We start from the raw sequence: 21,844 nt of genomic DNA, 5'->3' as shown, positions 1-21,844 counted from the left end.
CCTTTCTTTACACCTTTGTAATCGGAGCGAATTTCGCAAGCAACCGTTTAATTCCAACCGGGCTTGGGAACGCGATGTCAAGCTCTTTATCCTCTCCTTCTCCGCGAACGCTGACAACGGTGCCGATTCCCCATTTTTTATGTTCGACTTTATCTCCGACTTTCCAAGGGACCGTTTCGCCGTCAGTAGAAGAGGCAACCGCCATTTTCCGGAAAGCCGTTTGTTTTCCGGCCGGTGCCCATGCTGTTCGTTTGTTCACCCGCTCGACTAGCTCTTCTGGAATTTCGTGAATGAAGCGGGATACCGCGTTCATATTTGTATATCCAAACAATGTCCGCATTTGCGCGCTTGTTAAAAACAGTTCTTCTTCCGCGCGGGTAATCCCAACATAAGCGAGGCGGCGCTCTTCTTCCATCTCATCTTCGTCTTCCAGTGAGCGGCTATGTGGAAAAATTCCTTCTTCCATCCCGATTAAAAAGACAACCGGAAATTCCAACCCTTTTGCGGAATGGAGCGTCATAAGCACGACTGCGTCCCCGTCTTCGCCGTCCGCGTCATTAAGCTGGTCAATATCAGAAATTAATGCCAAGTCGGTTAAAAACGCAATTAACGACTTATCTTCGCTTACGTTTTCAAAATGCTTCGTCACCGACAAAAACTCATCGATGTTTTCCAAACGGCTTTGCGCCTCCAGCGTGTTTTCCGCTTTCAGCATCTCGCGGTAACCAGACTTGTCCAACACTTCTTCCACTAATTCCGTTACAGAAACGTATTCTTGCAGCTGCCCCCATTGTTCAAGCATGCGGCGAAATTCCAGCAAGGAAGCGGCGATGCGCGCAGAGAGCCCAATATGCTCAAGTTCGCCGAGCGCTTCGAATACCGATAATTCGTTTTCAGAAGCATAGTTTACGATTTTATCGAGCGTGGAAGCACCGATGCCCCGTTTCGGCACATTAATGATGCGCAGCAAACTAATATCATCATTCGGGTTTGCAATCACCCGCAAATATGCCAAAATATCTTTAATTTCTTTGCGGTCATAGAACTTCAGGCCGCCGACAATTTGGTAAGGAATGTTCGACTTGAGCAGCACTTCTTCCATCACCCGCGATTGGGCGTTCGTGCGGTATAAAACCGCAAAATCAGAATACCGGCGTTTTCCGCTTTCCACATATTCTTTAATTTTGCCGGCAACAAATTGCGCTTCATCCGCTTCATTCATCGCTTCATAATATACGATTTTTTGTCCTTCCGGGTTTTCCGTCCACAGCTTTTTCGGCTTGCGGTTGACATTGTTTTCAATGACTTCGTTTGCCGCCTGCAAAATCCGCTTCGTTGAACGATAATTTTGCTCAAGCAAGATGACTTTCGCGTTCGGGTAATCTTTTTCAAACGATAAAATGTTTTGGATGTCTGCGCCGCGCCAGCGATAAATCGACTGATCGGCATCGCCGACGACGCATATGTTTTGAAAACGCGACGCCAGCATTTTTACAAGCATATATTGCGCCCGGTTGGTGTCTTGATACTCGTCAATATGAATGTATTGAAATTTATATTGATAATGCTCGAGCACTTCCGGCACACGCTCAAACAACTGAATCGTCGTCATAATTAAGTCATCAAAATCGAGCGCATGGTTGCGCAAAAGCCGCTTTTGATATTCCTCATATACGTCGCTGACGATTTTTTCATAGTAGTTTCCGGCTTTTTTCGCGAACTTTTCAGGGGAGAGCAATTCGTTTTTCGCGCTGCTGATCGTTCCGAGTATCGAGCGGGGGTCAAATTTTTTCGGGTCGATATTTTTTTCTTTTAAAATGTTTTTTAACACCGAAAGTTGGTCGGTCGTGTCTAAAATGGAAAAATTGCGGTCAATGCCGATGCGATCAATATCGCGGCGCAAAATGCGGACACACATGGAGTGAAACGTGGAAATCCAAATTTCCTCAGCCGCCCCGCCAAGCAGCGCCTGCACGCGTTCCTTCATTTCGCGCGCCGCTTTATTGGTAAACGTTATCGCTAAAATGTTCCACGGCGCGACCTGCTTTTCCGCCAGCAAATAGGCGATCCGGTGCGTTAACACGCGCGTTTTTCCGCTTCCCGCCCCCGCCATGATGAGAAGCGGTCCTTCCGTCGTTTTAACCGCTGCTTGCTGTTGTTCATTTAAGTTAGCGAGTAGTTTTTCCGACAAAAAATTCACATTGATCACCACCATAAAACATATGTTCTATTTTACACCACTTTTTTGGCGCCGACAAATTACCGTTTCACCGCTTTAACAGTAGCGAGCGCCTTGTTGATATCTTCATAGATGACATTGCCTACGACGATGGTATCAGCGCATTGCGCCATTTCCGCTGCTTGCTTTTCCGTTTTGATTCCGCCCCCGTAAAACAGCTGCGTCTGTTTTAACACTTGTTTTACGCGCTGGACAAGCTGGGGATTTCCGTACGAACCGCTATATTCTACGTAAAAAATGGGCAGCCGGTACATATGCTCCGCCATAAGCGCATACGCAATGACATCATCTTCTTGCAATTCTGTATTCGCGTCCGTCAGCACGGCCGCTTTGCAGTCTTTATGTAAAATGCAATATCCTTCCATGAAAATCTCGTCCCAATTTATGATGTCACCAAATTGCTTTACCGCTTCATGATGCAAATCGATGATCCATTTTTTGTCGCGGCTGTTTAATACCATTGGGATAAAATAAAAATCAAATCCCGGCGTGACTGACTCAAGATTTGATATTTCAAGGACGCATGGAACTTGGAAGCGGCGGATCCGCGCCAAAAGCTCGAGGACGTTTTCCAATGTGACGCCGTCCGTTCCGCCAACGATGACTGCGTCCGTTCCTGATTCACAAATGCGTTCCAGATGTTCCTCGCTGATTTCTTTGTTTGGGTCTAACTTAAACACATGGCGCCATTGGCGAATATCGTACATATAGAAAAACCTCCATTAATTTATCCATCTTTTCATTATAACAAATTGACAAAAAGAAAAGGAGTTCCTTTTTTTTGAAAGGAATCTCCTTTTTCCGTCATGCATTGCGCGTTTCTTTCGTATGTTGCTTTTCTTCTTTAATGCGGTCCAGCGCCATCGCATAAGCATCGTTTCCATAGTTTAAGCAACGTTTCACGCGTGAAATCGTCGCGGTGCTCGCTCCGGTTTCCGTTTCGATTTTATGGTACGTATACCCTTCGCGAAGCATGCGCGCTACTTCCAGGCGCTGCGCCAGCGATTGAATTTCATTGACCGTGCATAAATCATCGAAAAAGCGATAACATTCCTCTAAATCACGCAGGGAAAGAATCGCTTTAAACAGCTGGTCCACTTGCCTGCCGCGCAATTTATCGATTTGCATGTGCTTCTTTCCTCCTTCACCATTTAACTATGTCTAAATCCGGAACGACATTGATCCACGTTTTTCCCGGCACCAAGCCGACTGGAACCCCATGTTCATATGGCAAAATGCGTCCGTCAACATTTTTCCATTCGACTTGCTTAATGATTCCGTTTTGAAACAAATATCCGCTTCCGGAAGAAGATAAATCAATGCTGCGGCGCCCGGCCGAATCGATAACGCTATGCTTCGCGGCGACAACCAATACGTTTTGGATTTTGACAGGTTCCCGCGTATCATAGTCCACTGTTTGTTCCCCTGCGCTATAGCGGAAATAGCATTTTTGATCCGCAACATATTTGTACCGCACTTGCGCATAACTGCGGTGTGAATAAATAATGTCTATTTGGCCGGCTTTTTCCCCTTGTGGGGCATCAGCGCGAAACGGAAGCGGAGCCACGTTGTCTTGCAGCGAATAGCCTTCCATGGCTGCCCCTTTTTCGATGTTCGCAAATGTAATATACGAATTATGCGGCGCTTTTCGGAAAGGCACGCGCTGAAACAACGTTCCGTCGTAAAACAAACCGTTTAAGTAATCGGACACTCCTGCTTCCAATATCGCTTTTGCCTCCGGGCTCCAGCCATGGCAAACGTAAAGCGCATGATAACCATTGCTTAACTCGACATAATAGTCGCGCGCACTGCGCACAGGACCCACTTTTTCCGGAAATTCGCTTTGGTATAGCGCTAAAAAGCGCGTAATATCTCCTTCCGCGAGCACCTCATAAACGATATCTGCCTTCTGCAGCCCTGACTGCGGCCGCGCTTTTGGGTGATTGTTCACCATTATCGCAATAACGCGACGGTTCACCGCTTCTTTCGCCGGCAGTCCTGTCAGCGGAAAAACGTGACTGTAATTGGGGGCTTCCTGTTGTTTTGGCGTTTCCGCTGCGCCCGGTTTCGGCTCAGGTGCTTGCTGCTTATTTTCATGCATGCAACCGCCGATGAAAAGGCATGCTGCGCTCATTGCAATAAGACAACGTTTCAATGCTCACACAACCTTTTTCTTTTCTATTTTAACGCATTATCGGTGGAAAGAGTACTGTTTTGTTCATAACATCATAAATTCCGCGCTGGGTTATCCGCACATATGGCAAATGGGTCGATTGCAAAAAGAATAAAGAATAAATTGGGTCGATAAAAGGATATCCCCTTTGTTTTAACAGATCAACAAGCCTTTTTTCCTCACGAATCAGTTCTTCAACACTTTCTTCCGACATCATGCCGTTCAGTGGCAGAGGAACTTCGTGAATGATTTCTCCGTTTTCCGCCAGCACAATCCCCCCGCCGATTTCGCACATTCGCTCGAATGCCAAAAACATGTCCCGCTTGCTTTTGCCGATTAAAACAATATCCCCGGTAGTTGAATAGGAACTAACGAGACCGCGGACACCAGTGGAAAATCCTTTTAATATCGTATTGACACGCCATTTTCCATGGCGATCTAGCAACACTAAAAAGCTTTCATCATGATCGGCGGACAATTCATCGTGGGAAGTATCGATCGAAATAGAGTACGGCTTCATAATTACCGAGTTTTCCATATACATTCCCATTGGCATTGAAAATTGCAAATCATCCATCGACAAACTCCACGACAGACGAAGCGGTCCGATTCCGTAATCGCTCCAGGAAATCGCCGGCCACGCAACCGATTGATCTTCCTCTCGTCTTATCCATTGCCCTTTCGCAAGCACTTGCACAGGAGTCGGGTCTTCTTTCGCGCGTAAAAAGTTAATGTTTGCCACCCTTCCTGTCGCAATGCTGCCGTGCAAATGTTCAATTCCGTAATGGCGGGCAACATTGATCGTAGCCATATTGTACGCGTCAATCACCGGGACGCCATGCTCTAACGCAATGCGAATCAAACGGTCGATGATCCCAGCTTCATAAAACGATGGCGGCGAACCGTCTGTTGTGAGAAGGAGCCGATCATACTCGTGAATGCCAATCTCCTTTATTTCACGGAGAAGCGCAGGCAAATCCGGGCGGATGGACGAATGTCGCAATGACACAGTATATCCGTGCAAAAGGCGCATATATACTTCTTTTCCTGTCATCGCTTCATGGTCGCAATCTGCGCCAAGAAGCATCATTTTTGTAAGCGTTTTCTCTGAAGCTCCAGGAAAATGCCCTTCAATTTTTCGTCTCATCCGTTTTGCTTCTTGAATCCAATGAAGGATCAAATCATCCCCAGCAAGAAGCTTCGGCCAACCTGTTAACTCGCCGCCTTGCAATACCGTTTCCTGTTCAAGCCACCGCTTAACCCGGGCATTCGATAATTGCTCTTCTTCTTTCTCCAGCTCTGTCTGCCCATCAAACCGGCACCACCAGTACATCGATGTTGGTAGCGTATTCATTTTCTCCAAAAAAGAAAACGCTTTATCATCTGATAATTGCAAAACAAGAACTAAATTATCATTGATCAATGTCGTTGTCCCATATTTCGCTGCATAGTGCGCAAACGAATGGGGATTATATAACTGAAACGGATGAGCATGCGGTTCAATATAGCCAGGAACTAACACATAGCCGCTGCAATCGATGATTTCGCATTGCCCATCGACTCGCTCAGGAAACCGTTCCCCGGCGTACACGATCCGGTCATGATATATCCAAATATTTCCTTTTAACCATTCGCGCAAATATGAATGCAAATATGTCGCATTCGTTAACACTTTGGTCGGCGATTTTTTTCCGTCAATAATCGCCGCATGTTCGCGCAGTTCGTAGCTTTTCCAACGATAACGCTGTTTGCTCATATGCACCCCGTCCTCTTTTTCACAATGTAACATATAATCATTTTACCGCATTAAAGTCATTTTCACAATGAAAAAGGAGGGAAAAAATGGTGACGTCCAATATTAGCATCATCAATGCGCTTCTTCGCATTACTTTTGGCCTTACAGCTCTGGCATGGGCGACGGCAAACATGGCAAGGCGGCCTTCCGCTTCTTCTTTCATCATAGCGATGATCGCTGCCATGAAGGTGGGGGAAGGGATGACGCGCTTTTGCCCAATCACCGCTTTATTCGCAAATTACCGCCGCGTGCAAGCGATGCGCATAAAAGATGTGAAGCCGATCCATCCTGCTTAAAAAAATGGACTGGCGCTTGATGAAGCCAGTCTTTCCGAAAGGAGTGCCGAGAAATGCTACTCGAATATGTGACAGATATGTCATTTGTTCTTGCCTCTCTCATTGGCGGCATTATTGCTCTTGCATTTGTGTATGTGCGGAAGAAACGCGCGCGATAGCTTTATTTCCAATATCGCGGCGGTAAAACAGCTGGTCGCATGTAATATGGGAAATTTGCTCATACGCGGTTTGTTGCGCCTGCTTTAGCGTCTCTCCTTTCGCAACGACAAGCAGGACGCGCCCCCCATTGGTGCACAACATTCCATCTTTCATCATCGTTCCGGCATGAAACAAAAGGGTATTTTCGCCTAACTGATCCCACCCGCGAATGACTGCTCCTCGTTCGTATGTCCCCGGGTAACCTTTCGCCGCCAACACCACGCCAATGACTGCTTCATTGGACCATGTCAGTTTTACATCACGACCGTCTAGCAAATCAACCATCACTTGGATAAGATCGCTTTCTAACCGCGGCAGGACCACTTGCGCTTCCGGATCGCCAAAGCGCGCGTTAAATTCTATCACTTTCGGCCCTTGTTTCGTTGCCATAAGTCCAGCGTACAGCACACCGGTGAACGGTCTGCCTTCCGCCACCAGCGCTTTCGCCATCGGTTCGATAATCTGCGAAAGCGCCGCATCGATCGTTTCCGCTGAAATTTGCGGTACTGGGGAGTACGCACCCATTCCGCCCGTGTTTGGCCCTTGATCATTGTCGTATGCCCGCTTGTGGTCTTGCGCGATCACCATCGGATAAACGCGCTCTCCATGGACAAACGCCATCAATGAAAATTCTTCGCCTTCCAAATATTCTTCAACCACTACCCGCTCGCCCGCTGCGCCGAACCGCTTTTCAACCATCATCATACGCAGCGCCTCCATTGCCTCCGGGAGCGTCGCGGCAACGGTAACCCCTTTTCCCGCCGCCAATCCATCCGCTTTAATGACAATCGGCGCTCCTTTTTTCTCCACATACGCTTTTGCTTCTTCGTACGAAGTGAAAGCGGCGTGCTCCGCCGTTGGAATACCGTACTTTTTCATCATCTCTTTCGCAAACGCCTTGCTTCCTTCGATCAATGCTGCTTCTCTTCGAGGGCCGAAAACGCGCAATCCTTCTTCCATAAAACTATCAGCAAGGCCGGCAAGCAATGGTGCTTCCGGTCCGACGATCGTCAAATCGATTTTCTCTTGTTTCGCAAACTGGACAAGCGCTTCGATATCCTGTTCATCGATGGAAACGAGTTCGGCAACTTGCGCGATCCCCGGATTGCCCGGGGCGGCATATAGCTTCGTAACGAGCGGGCTTTGCGCGGCTTTCCACGCAATCGCATGCTCCCTGCCGCCGCGGCCGATAATAAGCACTTTCATGACGTCCCCTCCAGCTTAATGTTTAAAATGGCGAATCCCTGTAAAGACCATGGCAATTCCGTATTCATCCGCTTTTTTTATCGAATCGGCGTCACGAATCGAGCCTCCTGGCTGGATGATTGCCGTGATGCCCGCCTTTGCTGCCGCTTCCACCGTATCATCCATCGGGAAAAACGCATCAGAGGCAAGCACGGCTCCTTTTGCTTTTTCTCCCGCTTGTTCGATCGCGATTTTCGCCGCGCCGACGCGATTCATTTGGCCGGCGCCGACGCCGATCGTCATTCCGTCTTTCGCAAGCACGATCGCATTGGATTTCACATGTTTTACGACTTTCCAGGCAAACTGCAGCGATTCCCATTCTTGCTCTGTCGGCTCGCGTTTTGTCACGACTTTGATCTCTCCATCACTGAGCGTACGCGTATCCGCTTCTTGAACGAGCAACCCGCCTTGTACGGAAACAAGCAGCTTCTCGTTCGTGTCTGGCGCCGTGAAATCAACGGTAAGAAGGCGAATATTTTTCTTTTGTGTTAAAATATCGAGCGCTTCGCTGCTAAATGATGGAGCGATGACGATTTCCAAAAAGATTTCATGCATCTTTTCGGCGGTGTCTTTATCAACTTCGCGATTTAAAGCGATAATGCCGCCAAAAATCGACGTTGGATCCGCTTCGTACGCTTTGATGAATGCTTCATAAATTGTCGCGCCAATGCCAACGCCGCACGGATTCATATGCTTCACCGCCACCGCAGCCGGTTCGGCAAATTCTTTGACGAGTTGCAGCGCCGCATTTGCGTCGTTAATGTTGTTATACGACAATTCTTTGCCGTGCAGCTGCGCCGCTTTGGCAATCGAGAACGAAGATCCCAGCGGTTTTTGATAGAATGCCGCGGTTTGATGCGGATTCTCCCCATAACGCAGCGATTGTTTTTTCTCGAACGTGATGGTGAATGATTCCGGATACTCTTCGCCCGTTTTATTCGTCAAGTATTCAGCAATCATCGCATCATACGCAGCTGTATGGCGAAATACTTTCGCCGCAAGCTTTAATTTCATTTCCGCCGAGACATCCCCGTGTTCTTTCAGTTCTTGCACTACGGCATCATAATCGGCCGGGTCCACGACGACGGTTACATATTGATGGTTTTTCGCCGCCGCCCGAAGCATCGTCGGACCGCCGATATCGATATTTTCGATCGCTTCGGCAAACGTCACATCGCTTTTGGCGATCGTTTGTTGAAATGGATACAAATTAACGACGACAAGGTCAATTGGAGTTATATGATGTTCGCGAAGCTCATTTTGATGCCGCTCATTGTCGCGGATCGCAAGAAGCCCTCCATGAATGATCGGATGCAATGTTTTGACGCGCCCATCTAAAATTTCCGGAAATCCGGTAACGTCGGAAATGCCTATGACAGGAACTCCAGCTTCTTCTAACGTCTTTTTCGTTCCACCCGTTGAAATAATTTCCACACCGAGTTCCACTAACTGTTTCGCCAATGATACAATCCCTTCTTTGTTTGATACACTTAATAACGCCCGTTTCACTGTCATGATTCCCGATCCTTTCTATTGTTGTTCGAGTAATGTTTTTAATACCGCCGGATATAATTCATGTTCCACGTCATGAATGCGCGCCTCAAGCTGCGCTAGCGTCTCACCTTCATAAACCGGAACCGCGCGTTGGGCAATGATCGGTCCTGTATCCATTCCTTCATCAACATAATGGATCGTCACCCCAGTTATTTTAACGCCTGCGCGGTATGCCTGCCCAATCGCGTCTTTTCCCGGAAAAGCCGGCAACAGCGACGGATGGATATTGACGATTTTCCCTTCATACGCATCAAGCAATGTTGGGCCGATGAGCCGCATATAACCGGCAAGAGCGATAAATTCAATCTTATGTTTTCGCAATTCAGTTAAAATCGCTTGTTCAAATCCGGCTTTGGAGGCGTAGTTTTTCGGAGAAAACACGAACGCCGGAATATGTTCCCGCTCTGCCCGTTCGATCACTTTCGCTCCGGGATTGTCGCATACTAATAGCGCTACTCTTGCTGGCACAATCCCGCTTTTCGTCGCGTCGACAATCGCTTGAAAATTCGTCCCGCTGCCGGAAGCAAAAATGGCGATATTTTTCATGACACCGCCCCTCCGGAAAACGAAACGCCTTTTCCCCGCTTCACGCGGCCGATGAAATACGCTTTTTCGCCAAGCTCTTCTAAGCTTGCCATCACCGGATCAATCATTTCGCTATCCACCGCGATCACCATGCCAATGCCCATATTAAAAACTGAAAACATGTCGCGGCGAAGAAGATTTCCTTTTTCTTGCAACAAGTCAAAAATCGGCGGAACCGGCCATGAACCGCAATCAATTTCCGCTCCTAACCCTTCCGGAAGCATGCGCGGGATATTTTCGAGAAAACCGCCGCCAGTAATATGCGCCATTCCTTTGATGTCGAATTGTTTCATTACGTGAAGGAGCGGCTTCACATAAATGCGCGTCGGCTTTAACAGTTCTTCCCCTAATGGAATGCTAAGCGGTTCATAGACGCGGTCAAGCGCAAGTTTTGCCTGTTCGAACACGATGCGGCGAACGAGCGAATAGCCGTTGCTATGAAGGCCGTTGGACGCAAGCCCGATCAGCGCGTCCCCCTCGCGAATGGCGCTGCCGGTGACAAGTTTCGACTTTTCCGCAATGCCGACCGCAAATCCCGCGATATCGTATTCGTTTTCGGCATACATTCCCGGCATTTCCGCCGTTTCTCCCCCAATCAGAGCACAGCCTGCCTCGACGCAGCCGTCTGCGATTCCTTTGACAATTTGCGCGATTTTTTCCGGCACTGCTTTGCCGCATGCAATATAGTCAAGGAAAAAGAGCGGCTCCGCTCCTTGCACAACGATATCGTTGACACACATCGCCACGCAATCTATTCCAATTGTATCATGACAGTCCATCATAAACGCGATCTTTAGTTTCGTCCCTACCCCGTCCGTTCCGGAAACGAGGACCGGCTCGCGATAACCGAGCGAAGATATATCGAACATGCCGCCAAACCCGCCCAATCCGCCGAGCACTTCAGGACGCGTCGTTTTTCGCACATGCTCTTTCATCAAGGAGACCGCCTTGTATCCTGCTTCAATATCGACACCCGCTTGCTTATATGCTTCTGCCACGCCGAGTCCCCCTTTTACTTTGTTGACATCAATGGCGACCGCACTCTGCCAATATTTGTCGGATAATTTCCAGTAAAACATGCCATGCATTGCCCGCGCAACGGCAAATGAGGAGAGCGCCCGATCGCTTCCAATAATCCCTCTTGACTTAAAAATGCCAGAGAATCTGCTCCGATCATTTGGCGGATTTCCTCCACCGTATACTTAGACGCAATCAATTCTTCTCTTGTCGATGTATCAATCCCGTAAAAACAAGGATGCGTTATCGGCGGCGAACTGATGCGGACGTGCACTTCCGTCGCCCCCGCCTCGCGGAGCATCGCAACAATTCGTTTGCTTGTCGTGCCGCGCACGATCGAATCATCGACCATAACGACACGTTTCCCCGCAACAACGCCGCGGACCGGGGACAGTTTCATTTTAACGCCTTGTTCGCGAAGCGACTGAGACGGCTGAATGAACGTACGTCCGACATACCGGTTTTTAATGAGGCCAAGCTCATATGGAATTCCCGTTGCCTCTGCATAGCCAATCGCGACGGAAATGCTGGAATCAGGCACGCCGGTGACGATATCTGCCTCTACAGGTGCCTCCAGTGCCAGGCGTTTTCCTAAATTTTTTCTCGCCGTATGAATGTTGATGCCGTCGACATTGCTGTCAGGACGGGCAAAATAAATATATTCCATGCTGCAAATCGAGCGGGCTTGCGCCGGCGCAAATCGTTCAGAACGCATTCCTTCCGCGCTGATGACGATAAGCTCTCCCGGTTCCACTTCCCTTTCGTACGCCGCGCCGACAACATCAAACGCGCACGTTTCGGAAGCGACGACATAAGCGTTGCCGAGCCGCCCGATGGAAAGCGGGCGGAATCCATGCGGATCGAGCGCAACGTACAGCTCCGTTTCCGTCAATAACAGGAAAGCGAACGCCCCTTCGACAAAGGTGAGCGCCTCTTTAATTTGCTCTTTCAATGTCGGCGCATGGCTGCGGCGGATGAGATGGGCGAACACTTCCGTATCCGATGTCGTCTGAAAAATGCTTCCTTGTTCCTCCAGCTGCATCTTTAAGTCCATCGCATTGACAAGATTGCCGTTATGCGCAAGCGCGATGCTCCCTGTTTGCGAGCGGAACAGGAGCGGCTGGACGTTTTCGTAGCCGCCCCCTCCCGCCGTCGAATAACGGACATGACCGATGGCGGCCGCCCCTTTTAGCGATTGAAGCTCGCCGTCGCTGAACACTTCGGTGACAAGCCCTAATCCTTTATGCCCTTGCAACATTCCTTGATGGGCGACGACAATTCCCGCCCCCTCTTGGCCGCGATGCTGAAGGCTGTGCAAGCCGTAATACGTGATCTGTGCTGCTTCCTCATGCCCCCAAATCCCAAAAATTCCACACTCTTCGTTCAATCCTTTGACTTCAGCAAGCATGGGATAGCTCCTTTCCAGACGTTTCTCATTTGCGCGGCGGAAAGACGGATGACGACTTCCCCGTCTCCCTTTTCAACAAGAAGCATGCCGTCATTTGTTACTTCGCCGATGAGCTTTGCATCTACTAATTGTTCAAATGTTTCGCGATCCTCTTTTTTTACGGAAACGATAAAACGGGATTGCGTTTCACTAAACAATTGCGCTGTCATATCCCCGTCCACTGTTACTTTCGCGCCAAGACCGTCCGTGCTCATCACGCATTCCGCCAGTGCAACCGCAAAACCGCCTTCCGCGATATCGTGCGCGGACGCAACGACTCCCGCTTGAATCGCCGCCAGCAATTCGCGCTGCCGCTTTGCTTCCGTTGCCAAATCAATGGCCGGCGCTTTCCCGAAAATTCTGCCTTCTAATAATTTTTGCAATTCGCTTCCGCCAAACTCCTGCTTCGCCTCGCCAATCACATAAATAAGATCGCCTGCTTGTTGGAATGCCTGTGTCGTAATATGCCGGATGTCCTCAACGAGTCCAACCATGCCGACAACAGGCGTCGGATAAATGGCTTCCCCGTTTGTTTCGTTATATAAAGAAACGTTTCCGCTGATCACCGGAGTCCCCAATGCGCGGCAAGCGGCACTCATTCCGTCCACCGCTTTTTCAAGCTGCCAAAAAATCTCTGGTTTTTCCGGATTGCCGAAATTTAAGCAGTCCGTAATCGCCAGCGGTTTTGCTCCTGAACAGACGACGTTCCGCGCTGCCTCCGCCACGGCAATTTTGCCGCCCGTTTCCGGATCTAAATAAATATAGCGCGAATTGCAATCAGTTGTCATTGCCAGCGCTTTGTTCGTGCCGCGGATGCGCACGACCGCAGCGTCCGATCCCGGCGCGACAACAGTATTCGTCCGGACCATGTAATCGTATTGTTGATACACCCACTCTTTGCTTGCAATCGTTGGCTGGGCTAATAGCGCAAGCAGCGTTTCTTCGTAATTGGTGACAACCGGAATATATGGTTCCATCGCTTGAAACTCGCGGTAATACGCCGGCTCTTTCGATGGTTTAAAGTATACTGGCGCATCTTTCGCTAAGGCATCAACCGGGATTTCAGCGACAACTTCCCCGCGGAAATAAAGGCGGAGCATTTTGTCATCGGTCACTTTGCCGATCGCTTTCGCTTCAAGCCCGTATTTCGCAAACAAATCATAAATTTCTTGTTCACGTCCTTGTTGGACGACAAGCAGCATCCGCTCCTGCGATTCGGAGAGCATCATCTCATATGGTGTCATGCCTGTTTCGCGCTGCGGCACAAGATCTAAATTCATTTCAATGCCAAAACCGCCCTTGCTCGCCATTTCCGCCGAAGAGCTTGTCAAACCAGCCGCCCCCATGTCTTGCATGCCGATAAGCGCATCAGATTTTACTACTTCCAAGCACGCTTCAAGCAACAATTTTTCCATAAACGGGTCACCGACTTGAACGGCAGGCCGTTTCTCTTCCGATTGTTCTGTCAGCTCCTCCGAAGCAAATGTTGCGCCATGGATACCGTCGCGTCCCGTTTTCGCCCCGACGTACATCACCGTATTGCCTACACCGGATGCAATGCCGCGCTGGATGTCTTCATGGCGGATAATGCCGACACACATCGCGTTGACAAGCGGGTTGCCTTCATAAGCAGGGTCAAACTGCACTTCGCCGCCGACAGTTGGAATGCCGACACAATTGCCATACCCGGCAATTCCCGCGACGACGTGCTCCAATAAATATTTGACGCGCGGAGAAGTTAATTCCCCGAACCGTAGCGAGTTCAATAAAGCAATCGGGCGCGCTCCCATCGAAAACACATCGCGGATGATTCCGCCGACACCGGTTGCAGCGCCTTGATACGGCTCAATTGCAGACGGATGGTTATGGCTTTCGATTTTAAACGCCACCGCCAGACCATCGCCGATATCGACGATGCCCGCTCCTTCCCCTGGGCCTTGAAGCACGTGTTTTCCTTCCGTCGGAAACTTTTTTAATACCGGCTTCGAATTTTTATAGCTACAATGTTCCGACCACATGACCGAAAAAATTCCCGTTTCTGTATAGTTTGGCAGACGGCCAAGAATTTTTTCGATCATTGCGAATTCTTCGTCCGTTAATCCCATTTCCCGGTACAATTTTTCTTCTTTAATCGTCGTTGGGCTTGGCTCAAGCAGTAACGGCATGTGTTTCCCTCCAATATTTCACGATCGATTGAAACAATCTTAATCCGTCCGCGCTGCCAAGAAGCGGATCAACGGCGCGTTCCGGATGCGGCATCATGCCAAGTACGTTTCCTTTTTCATTGACGATTCCGGCGATGCCGTCTAAGCTTCCATTTGGGTTTTCCCCATGATAGCGAAAGACGATTTGCCGATTTTCCATCAGCCGCTTTAATGTTTGTTCATCGCAGTAATAATTGCCTTCGCCGTGGGCAATTGGAATCGTAATCACTTCCCCTTGTTTATAAGCGGATGTAAACATCGTTTCATTATTTTCGACTTTTAGCGATACCGGACGGCAAATAAATTTCAAACTGTTATTGCGGCGCATCGCTCCTGGAAGCAGCCCCGCTTCAAGCAAAATTTGAAACCCGTTGCATACGCCTAATATCGGCTTTCCCTCATCCGCCGCTTTTTGGACCGCGTTCATAACGTTGGAAAAGCGGGCGATTGCTCCAGAACGAAGGTAATCACCGTACGAAAACCCTCCCGGCAGTAAAATCGCATCAAAACGGTCAAGGTTTGCTGCATCATGCCATACGTATTCGGCCTCTTCACCTAATTCATCAGCAATCGCATGATACATATCAACGTCACAGTTGGAACCAGGAAACACAATGACGGCGAATTTCATTGCACGACTACCTCCTCAATTTCATAGCGGTAGTCTTCAATCACCGTATTGGCTAGCAACTTTTCGCACATTTCGCGGACAAGTTCGTTGATATCACGCTCACTTTTTTCGACGATAAGTTCCATAAACTTTCCGATTCGCACATCTTGCACTTCGGTGTAAGACAAGCTATGAAGCGCCCCTTTCACCGCCGTTCCTTGCGGGTCTAGCACGCTTTCTCGCAACGTAACATACACTTTAACTTTATACATTCGATTCTCCCCCTAATCGTTGCAAAATCGTCTCATAGGCGTCCGTCAAGTTCCCAAGATCGCGGCGGAAGACGTCTTTATCAAGCTTTTCGTCCGTGTCCATATCCCACAGCCGGCAAGTATCTGGTGAAATTTCATCAGCAAGTAAAATCGTGCCTTCTGAATCAATTCCAAATTCTAATTTAAAATCAATTAATCTCACGCGCCGTTCTGCGAAATGCTTCGTCAATACATCATCGACTTGTAAAGCCAGTTCCTTCAAAACAGCGATTTGTTCTGAGGTGGCCAGCTTTAAAATCGCGATGTGGTCTTCCAATAAGAGAGGATCACCGAGGTCATCGTTTTTGTAATAAAACTCAATAAGCGGCTTTTCCAAGCGGGTTCCTTCCGGGATGCCGAGCCGTTTTGCCAAACTCCCAGCAACAACATTGCGGACAACCACTTCAAGAGGAATAATCGTCACTTTTTTGACAAGCTGCTCCGTAGCGGATAATTTTTGGATAAAATGATTGGGGATTCCTGCTTCGTGAAGCTTTGAAAATAATAAGCTGGTAATCTCATTATTAAGGCGCCCTTTTCCGGCAATTGTCGCTTTTTTCTCGCCGTTAAACGCTGTCGCGTTGTCTTTATATTCGATCCACAATATGTTCGCATCATCCGTCGTATATACTTTTTTCGCTTTCCCTTCATACAGCAAAGCCAGCTTGTTGACCATCAAAAAGGCCTCCTAATCCAGAATATTAGCAATTTTTATATGATACACCGGCAAGGGATTCCCTGCCGATGCGCCGTTATGATAATCCCAGCCGTTCAAAAATCGTATCCACATGTTTTAAGTGATAGCGGTAGTCAAAACAATCGTCGATTTGTTCCTTCGTTAAGCGGCTTGTTATTCGTTCATCCGCTTCGATGAGCGAACGGAACGGCACTTGCTTTTCCCATGCTTCCATCGCCTTTGGCTGCACTAAGTCGTATGCTTCTTCCCGCGTCATGCCCGCATCGATTAATGAGAGCAATACGCGCTGCGAATAAATAAGCCCTAATGTGCGGTCCATGTTTTTCTTCATGTTTTCTGGGTAAACTTTCAAGTTTTTCACGATGTTCGTAAAGCGGTTTAACATGTAGTTCAGCGCGATCGTTGCGTCCGGCAAAATGATGCGCTCAGCGGAAGAATGAGAAATGTCGCGTTCATGCCAAAGCGGCACATTTTCGTACGCCGTCAGCATATAACCGCGGATGACGCGCGCCATTCCCGTCATATTTTCCGAACCGATCGGATTGCGCTTGTGCGGCATCGCCGATGACCCTTTTTGCCCTTTCGCGAAAAACTCTTCCACTTCCCGCACTTCGCTCTTTTGCAAGCCGCGAATTTCGACGGCAAATTTTTCAATCGATGTCGCGATAAGCGCCAGCGTCGCCATATAATAAGCATGGCGGTCGCGCTGCAGCGTTTGCGTCGAAATCGGCGCCGGCTTTAACCCAAGTTTTTCGCATACGTATTGCTCAACAAACGGGTCGATGTTCGCGTACGTCCCAACCGCGCCAGAAATTTTTCCGACACGCACCGTCTCTGCCGCTTGTTTAAACCGTTCTAAATTGCGCTGCATTTCCGCGTACCAAAGCGCCATTTTCAGACCGAATGTTGTCGGTTCCGCGTGAACGCCGTGCGTGCGCCCCATCATAACCGTATATTTATGCTCCAACGCTTTTTCTTTTAAGGCTTGAATAAAATTTTCTAAATCCTTCAATAAAATTTCGTTCGCTTGTTTTAATAAATAAGACAGGGCAGTGTCCACAACATCGGTAGACGTTAAGCCGTAATGCACCCATTTCCGTTCTTCACCTAACGTTTCCGAAACGGCGCGCGTAAAAGCGACGACATCATGGCGCGTTTCTTCTTCAATTTCTTTAATGCGCGCTATATCAAATGAAGCGTTTTGCCGGATGCGTTCAACGTCTTCTTTTGGAATGACGCCAAGCTCCGCCCACGCCTCACAAGCTAAAATTTCCACTTCCAGCCATGCTCTAAAACGGTTTTCTTCCGTCCAAATCGCTCCCATTTCCGGTCTTGTGTAACGTTCAATCATACGTATTCTTTCCTCCGATCATTCCAAATTTGCCATGCATCGATCGTTTTCAGCGCTGCGTCGGTATGTTCCGCAAGCACCGTAACATGCCCCATTTTTCGTTTCGGTTTTGCCTCTTTTTTGCCGTAAAGATGAAGATGGGCGTCACGAAGTGTTGCGATATTTTGAATGATTGGCTCGACGTGCTCGCCTAAAATGTTTACCATCACGGCTGGTTTTAGCAACTCCGTGCTTCCTAACGGCCAATTGCAGACGGCGCGGATATGCTGCGCAAATTGGGACGTCGCACAAGCATTAATTGTATAATGACCTGAGTTGTGCGGTCTAGGGGCAAGTTCATTAATATAAATATCTCCTTCTTTTGTCAAAAACATTTCCACCGCTAACGTTCCGACAAGCCCAAAATAATCGGCGAGCGTTTCCGCATAACGGACCGCTTTTTTTGCTATGTGCCCGGAAATTCGTGCTGGAACAATTGTTTTATGCAAAATATTGTCGATATGGATATTTTCCGCAACAGGAAATACAGCCATCGCGCCATATCCGTTTCGCGTCACGATGACGGAAATTTCTTTGTCAAACGAAAGCCAGCGTTCCAATACGCAAGGGCCGGTTTCTAATAAGGAAAGCGCCTGTACGCTGTCTTCTTTGCTGCGAATGACAAATTGCCCTTTGCCGTCATATCCGCCGCGGCACGTTTTTAATACACATGGCAGGCCAATTGTTTCGATGCCGGAGAACAAATCTTCTTTGGATTGAACTTTGACATACGGAGCAACAGGAAGACCCGCGTCCGTAATTGCCTTTTTCTCCGACGCGCGGTCCTGCGTAATGGCAAGCAGCCTGCTTCCTTGCGGCACATATGCGTGTTCCACGAGCCAATTTAAAGCATCCGCGTCAATATTTTCAAATTCATATGTGATGACATCGCTTACCGCGGCAAGCTTTTGAATCGCCGCAAAATCGTTATATTCCGCAATAATCTCGATATCCGCCACTTGGCCGCATGGAGAATCTGGGGTTGGGTCGAGCACAGCGACGCGAAATCCCATTTCTTTCGCGGCGATCGCCATCATCCGTCCGAGTTGTCCGCCGCCAATAATGCCAATCGTCTGACCAGGGACAATTTGTTTATACAAGATGATCACTACTTTCCATCACGCTTTTTCTCATCATTTCTCTTCTTTTTTTCAGCGCTTCCATATAATGAGGGTAATGAATGCCTAACATCGCTGCTGCTAAAAGTCCCGCATTCGTAGCTCCCGCTTTGCCGATAGCAACCGTCGCCACTGGTACACCTCCGGGCATTTGAACAATGGACAAAAGCGAATCTAATCCGTTTAATGCTTTTGACTGTACTGGCACCCCAATGACGGGAAGCGTCGTTTTAGCAGCAACCATCCCAGGCAAATGCGCCGCTCCCCCGGCACCGGCAATAATGACTTTAATGCCTCTTTTTTCCGCCGTTTCTGCGTATTCAAACATGTAATCTGGCGTACGATGGGCAGAAACTACTTTTTTTTCAAACGGAATTTGCAATTCTTCCAATATATCGCAAGCATGTTTCATCGTCTCCCAATCCGATTGACTTCCCATAATCACTCCAACGAGCGGCTGCACGCGGTATTCACCTCTTTGTTTGTCATCATATAAAAACCAGAACGAGTGTTCCCTGTATTTATAAGGGAAAGCACCGTTCTGGCCATACTTCGGCTATTATCAGACGAAAAAAAGCCAATACGATCCTTTCCCTCATAGTCCAATAATTTACGGTTATTGGGTAGAGACTTTTGGGCCATATTCCCAAAATTATATGAGGGTGATCCGCTTTATAAAGTTATTATTATCTTACCAGCTTTTTTCAAAAGATGTCAATATAAAATCGAACATTTATTTTTTTTATATAAAAAATGTTCGTGTTTTCCGTTCATCCGCACCAAACATTCTGGAAAACATATGATGAAATAACGGAGGAGGAGGTTGTCGTGAAGTCAAATCCATTTGATCCGTTTTTCGACTGGACAAAACATTTGGAGCATTTTTTTCAAGGAGATTTTTGGAGCAGCTTTCAACCGTTCCTGCCGCCAGCAAAAAAGCAATCTGGTATATCTGGTATAAATATATATAAAAAAGATAATGAGTTATTAATCGTTGTCAGTTTGCCTGGATTAGAAAAAATGGAAGATGTTGAACTTTACGTGTACTATAAAACGTTGGAAATTAAAGCGAATATCAATTTGCAGTTTAAAGGGTTCGAATTAATTGAAGAAGGAATTTTTCAAGGAACATGGGAAAAAACGATCCCAATTCCTTTTGCGATAAAGGAAGACCGAATTGAAGCGACATATCACAACGGTCTATTGTTTATTCATCTTCATCGTCTCATCCCTGACGAAACAAAAAAGAAAATCGAAATAAAAAAAGGGGAATAGCATTTTACACGCTCCCCTTACCTTCCGCAAAGGAACTGGCATCATAAGGAAAATTTATTATAGAATATGAGAAGATTCATTGCACCTCTTTCTCTTCCGAAGATGACTTCCTTATTTTTCTAATATAAAAAAGGAGGGTGCCCAAAAAGTTAATGGGCACCCACTTTCCACAGCTTCCGTTTCCTATACTAAATCAAAAAGGGGGTCTAGGAAACGATGATAACATTTTAGTTTTTGGGGGAGAGGATTTAAATGGCGTCATTAAAAACTCAATGACCTTATAAGCTGGGCAAAAAAATTAGAGAACTTGCCAGCTCTCTAATTTTTTGCCTGCCTAGCGACGACCTACTCTCGCAGGGGCGCTGGCCCCAACTACCATCGGCGCTGGAGAGCTTAACTTCCGTGTTCGGAATGGGAACGGGTGTTTCCTCTCCGCTATTGTCACTAGGCAAGCATTTATCCATTGGACATGTTTTATTATACTCCAATAATGATGTTTGTCAAGGGGAATTTTCATTCCCTCAAAACTAGATAACCGTCCGTCTGGAAGAAGCCGTTTGGCCAGGCGGCATTCTCCGTTGTTCGTGGTTAAGCCCTCGATCGATTAGTATCCGTCAGCTCCACGTGTCGCCACGCTTCCACCTCGGACCTATCGACCTCGTCATCTTCGAGGGATCTTACTCGCTTGACGCGATGGGAAATCTCATCTTGAGGGGGGCTTCACGCTTAGATGCTTTCAGCGCTTATCCCTTCCGCACATAGCTACCCAGCGGTGCCCCTGGCGGGACAACTGGTACACCAGCGGTGCGTCCATCCCGGTCCTCTCGTACTAAGGACAGCTCCTCTCAAATTTCCTGCGCCCGCGACGGATAGGGACCGAACTGTCTCACGACGTTCTGAACCCAGCTCGCGTACCGCTTTAATGGGCGAACAGCCCAACCCTTGGGACCGACTACAGCCCCAGGATGCGATGAGCCGACATCGAGGTGCCAAACCTCCCCGTCGATGTGGACTCTTGGGGGAGATCAGCCTGTTATCCCCGGGGTAGCTTTTATCCGTTGAGCGATGGCCCTTCCATGCGGAACCACCGGATCACTAAGCCCGACTTTCGTCCCTGCTCGACCTGTCTGTCTCGCAGTCAAGCTCCCTTCTGCCTTTGCACTCTCCGAATGATTTCCAACCATTCTGAGGGAACCTTTGGGCGCCTCCGTTACCTTTTGGGAGGCGACCGCCCCAGTCAAACTGCCCACCTGACACTGTCTCCCACCCCGCTAAGGGGTGCGGGTTAGAATTTCAATACCGCCAGGGTGGTATCCCACCGCCGCCTCCACCGAAGCTGGCGCTCCGGCTTCCCAGGCTCCCACCTATCCTGTACAAGCGATACCAAAATTCCATATCAGGCTGCAGTAAAGCTCCACGGGGTCTTTCCGTCCTGTCGCGGGTAACCTGCATCTTCACAGGTAGTATGATTTCACCGGGTCTCTCGTTGAGACAGTGCCCAAGTCGTTACACCTTTCGTGCGGGTCGGAACTTACCCGACAAGGAATTTCGCTACCTTAGGACCGTTATAGTTACGGCCGCCGTTTACTGGGGCTTCGGTTCGCACCTTCGCTTCCGCTAAGCGCTCCCCTTAACCTTCCAGCACCGGGCAGGTGTCAGCCCCTATACTTCGCCTTTCGGCTTCGCAGAG

The 21,844-nt window shown here is 48.4% G+C and carries 20 protein-coding genes, 2 rRNA genes and 1 riboswitch (1 of these 23 running past the window's edge); of the genes, 3 read left to right on the top strand and 19 right to left on the bottom strand.

Annotated elements, in window-relative coordinates:
- Positions 1-7: 7 nt before the first annotated feature.
- The 5 genes from pcrA to AOT13_RS04775 all read right to left on the bottom strand — a co-directional run bounded on the left by pcrA (position 8) and on the right by AOT13_RS04775 (position 6,168).
- Positions 8-2,200 carry a DNA helicase PcrA gene (pcrA, locus tag AOT13_RS04795; RefSeq protein WP_013401742.1) on the bottom strand — a complete coding sequence of 731 codons (2,193 nt, stop codon included), beginning with the start codon at positions 2,198-2,200 and terminating at the stop codon, positions 8-10.
- A gap of 59 nt (positions 2,201-2,259) precedes the next feature.
- Positions 2,260-2,946, bottom strand: coding sequence for a heptaprenylglyceryl phosphate synthase (gene pcrB / locus AOT13_RS04790; RefSeq protein WP_003253307.1), 687 nt, complete (start codon positions 2,944-2,946; stop codon positions 2,260-2,262).
- 97 nt (positions 2,947-3,043) lie between these two features.
- Positions 3,044-3,367 carry a YerC/YecD family TrpR-related protein gene (locus AOT13_RS04785; protein WP_003253309.1) on the bottom strand — a complete coding sequence of 108 codons (324 nt, stop codon included), beginning with the start codon at positions 3,365-3,367 and terminating at the stop codon, positions 3,044-3,046.
- Between the two features lie 16 nt (positions 3,368-3,383).
- Entirely contained in the window at positions 3,384-4,394 is a 1,011-nt protein-coding gene (locus AOT13_RS04780; RefSeq protein WP_013877601.1) for a DUF3048 domain-containing protein, read from the bottom strand.
- Positions 4,395-4,422: 28 nt separating this feature from the next.
- Positions 4,423-6,168, bottom strand: a complete 1,746-nt coding sequence (locus AOT13_RS04775) for an adenine deaminase C-terminal domain-containing protein (RefSeq protein ID WP_013877602.1) — start codon at positions 6,166-6,168, stop codon at positions 4,423-4,425.
- 86 nt (positions 6,169-6,254) lie between these two features.
- On the opposite strand from AOT13_RS04775, the gene AOT13_RS04770 reads away from it, so the two are divergent.
- Both AOT13_RS04770 and AOT13_RS21285 read left to right on the top strand, forming a co-directional pair.
- Complete coding sequence (locus AOT13_RS04770) at positions 6,255-6,503, top strand: YgaP family membrane protein (protein ID WP_013401745.1); 249 nt, start codon at positions 6,255-6,257, stop codon at positions 6,501-6,503.
- Between the two features lie 53 nt (positions 6,504-6,556).
- A complete protein-coding gene (locus AOT13_RS21285; RefSeq protein WP_013877603.1) occupies positions 6,557-6,661 on the top strand; it encodes an EYxxD motif small membrane protein in 105 nt (34 codons plus the stop codon).
- Here the strand turns inward: AOT13_RS21285 and purD are convergent.
- From purD to purE, 12 genes are all read right to left on the bottom strand, one after another.
- Positions 6,615-7,907 (bottom strand): phosphoribosylamine--glycine ligase, encoded by a 1,293-nt coding sequence (purD, locus tag AOT13_RS04765; RefSeq protein ID WP_013877604.1) that lies wholly within the window; start codon positions 7,905-7,907, stop codon positions 6,615-6,617. The genes AOT13_RS21285 and purD overlap by 47 nt on opposite strands.
- A 15-nt stretch (positions 7,908-7,922) precedes the next feature.
- A complete protein-coding gene (gene purH / locus AOT13_RS04760; RefSeq protein WP_042384014.1) occupies positions 7,923-9,461 on the bottom strand; it encodes a bifunctional phosphoribosylaminoimidazolecarboxamide formyltransferase/IMP cyclohydrolase in 1,539 nt (512 codons plus the stop codon).
- Positions 9,462-9,476: 15 nt separating this feature from the next.
- Positions 9,477-10,046, bottom strand: coding sequence for a phosphoribosylglycinamide formyltransferase (gene purN / locus AOT13_RS04755; RefSeq protein WP_013401749.1), 570 nt, complete (start codon positions 10,044-10,046; stop codon positions 9,477-9,479).
- Positions 10,043-11,083: a phosphoribosylformylglycinamidine cyclo-ligase gene (purM, locus tag AOT13_RS04750; RefSeq protein WP_042384016.1), complete on the bottom strand. Its 1,041-nt coding sequence runs from the start codon at positions 11,081-11,083 to the stop codon at positions 10,043-10,045. The genes purN and purM overlap by 4 nt, the downstream gene beginning before the upstream one ends.
- Positions 11,084-11,097: 14 nt before the next feature.
- Positions 11,098-12,510: an amidophosphoribosyltransferase gene (purF, locus tag AOT13_RS04745; protein ID WP_042384018.1), complete on the bottom strand. Its 1,413-nt coding sequence runs from the start codon at positions 12,508-12,510 to the stop codon at positions 11,098-11,100.
- A complete protein-coding gene (gene purL / locus AOT13_RS04740) occupies positions 12,486-14,714 on the bottom strand; it encodes a phosphoribosylformylglycinamidine synthase subunit PurL (protein ID WP_013401752.1) in 2,229 nt (742 codons plus the stop codon). Before purL ends, purF begins: the two co-directional genes overlap by 25 nt.
- A complete protein-coding gene (purQ, locus tag AOT13_RS04735; RefSeq protein WP_003253326.1) occupies positions 14,698-15,384 on the bottom strand; it encodes a phosphoribosylformylglycinamidine synthase subunit PurQ in 687 nt (228 codons plus the stop codon). Before purQ ends, purL begins: the two co-directional genes overlap by 17 nt.
- Entirely contained in the window at positions 15,381-15,635 is a 255-nt protein-coding gene (purS, locus tag AOT13_RS04730) for a phosphoribosylformylglycinamidine synthase subunit PurS (protein WP_013401753.1), read from the bottom strand. Before purS ends, purQ begins: the two co-directional genes overlap by 4 nt.
- Positions 15,628-16,350 (bottom strand): phosphoribosylaminoimidazolesuccinocarboxamide synthase, encoded by a 723-nt coding sequence (purC, locus tag AOT13_RS04725; protein ID WP_042384021.1) that lies wholly within the window; start codon positions 16,348-16,350, stop codon positions 15,628-15,630. Before purC ends, purS begins: the two co-directional genes overlap by 8 nt.
- A gap of 76 nt (positions 16,351-16,426) precedes the next feature.
- A complete protein-coding gene (gene purB, locus AOT13_RS04720) occupies positions 16,427-17,722 on the bottom strand; it encodes an adenylosuccinate lyase (RefSeq protein WP_003253332.1) in 1,296 nt (431 codons plus the stop codon).
- On the bottom strand, positions 17,719-18,870 hold the full coding sequence (gene purK, locus AOT13_RS04715; RefSeq protein WP_013401755.1) for a 5-(carboxyamino)imidazole ribonucleotide synthase: 1,152 nt from the start codon (positions 18,868-18,870) through the stop codon (positions 17,719-17,721). Before purK ends, purB begins: the two co-directional genes overlap by 4 nt.
- Positions 18,854-19,342 (bottom strand): 5-(carboxyamino)imidazole ribonucleotide mutase, encoded by a 489-nt coding sequence (gene purE / locus AOT13_RS04710; protein WP_003253335.1) that lies wholly within the window; start codon positions 19,340-19,342, stop codon positions 18,854-18,856. The genes purK and purE overlap by 17 nt, the downstream gene beginning before the upstream one ends.
- Positions 19,343-19,457: 115 nt before the next feature.
- A riboswitch (purine riboswitch) is annotated at positions 19,458-19,559 on the bottom strand.
- Between the two features lie 148 nt (positions 19,560-19,707).
- Between purE and AOT13_RS04705 the strand changes: the two genes are divergently transcribed.
- The gene (locus AOT13_RS04705) at positions 19,708-20,154 is read left to right on the top strand and encodes an Hsp20/alpha crystallin family protein (RefSeq protein WP_003253337.1); all 447 of its coding nucleotides are present in this window, start codon (positions 19,708-19,710) and stop codon (positions 20,152-20,154) included.
- 332 nt (positions 20,155-20,486) lie between these two features.
- Here AOT13_RS04705 and rrf read toward each other — a convergent pair.
- Together rrf and AOT13_RS04695 are read right to left on the bottom strand one after the other, a co-directional pair.
- Positions 20,487-20,603, bottom strand: a 5S ribosomal RNA gene (gene rrf, locus AOT13_RS04700).
- Positions 20,604-20,738: 135 nt separating this feature from the next.
- Positions 20,739-21,844, bottom strand: a 23S ribosomal RNA gene (locus AOT13_RS04695); it runs 1,824 nt beyond the window's last position.

Origin of the sequence: Parageobacillus thermoglucosidasius (assembly GCF_001295365.1) — a bacterium.
GTDB lineage: Bacteria > Bacillota > Bacilli > Bacillales > Anoxybacillaceae > Parageobacillus > Parageobacillus thermoglucosidasius.
This window is presented reverse-complemented; position numbering and strand designations above follow the sequence as displayed.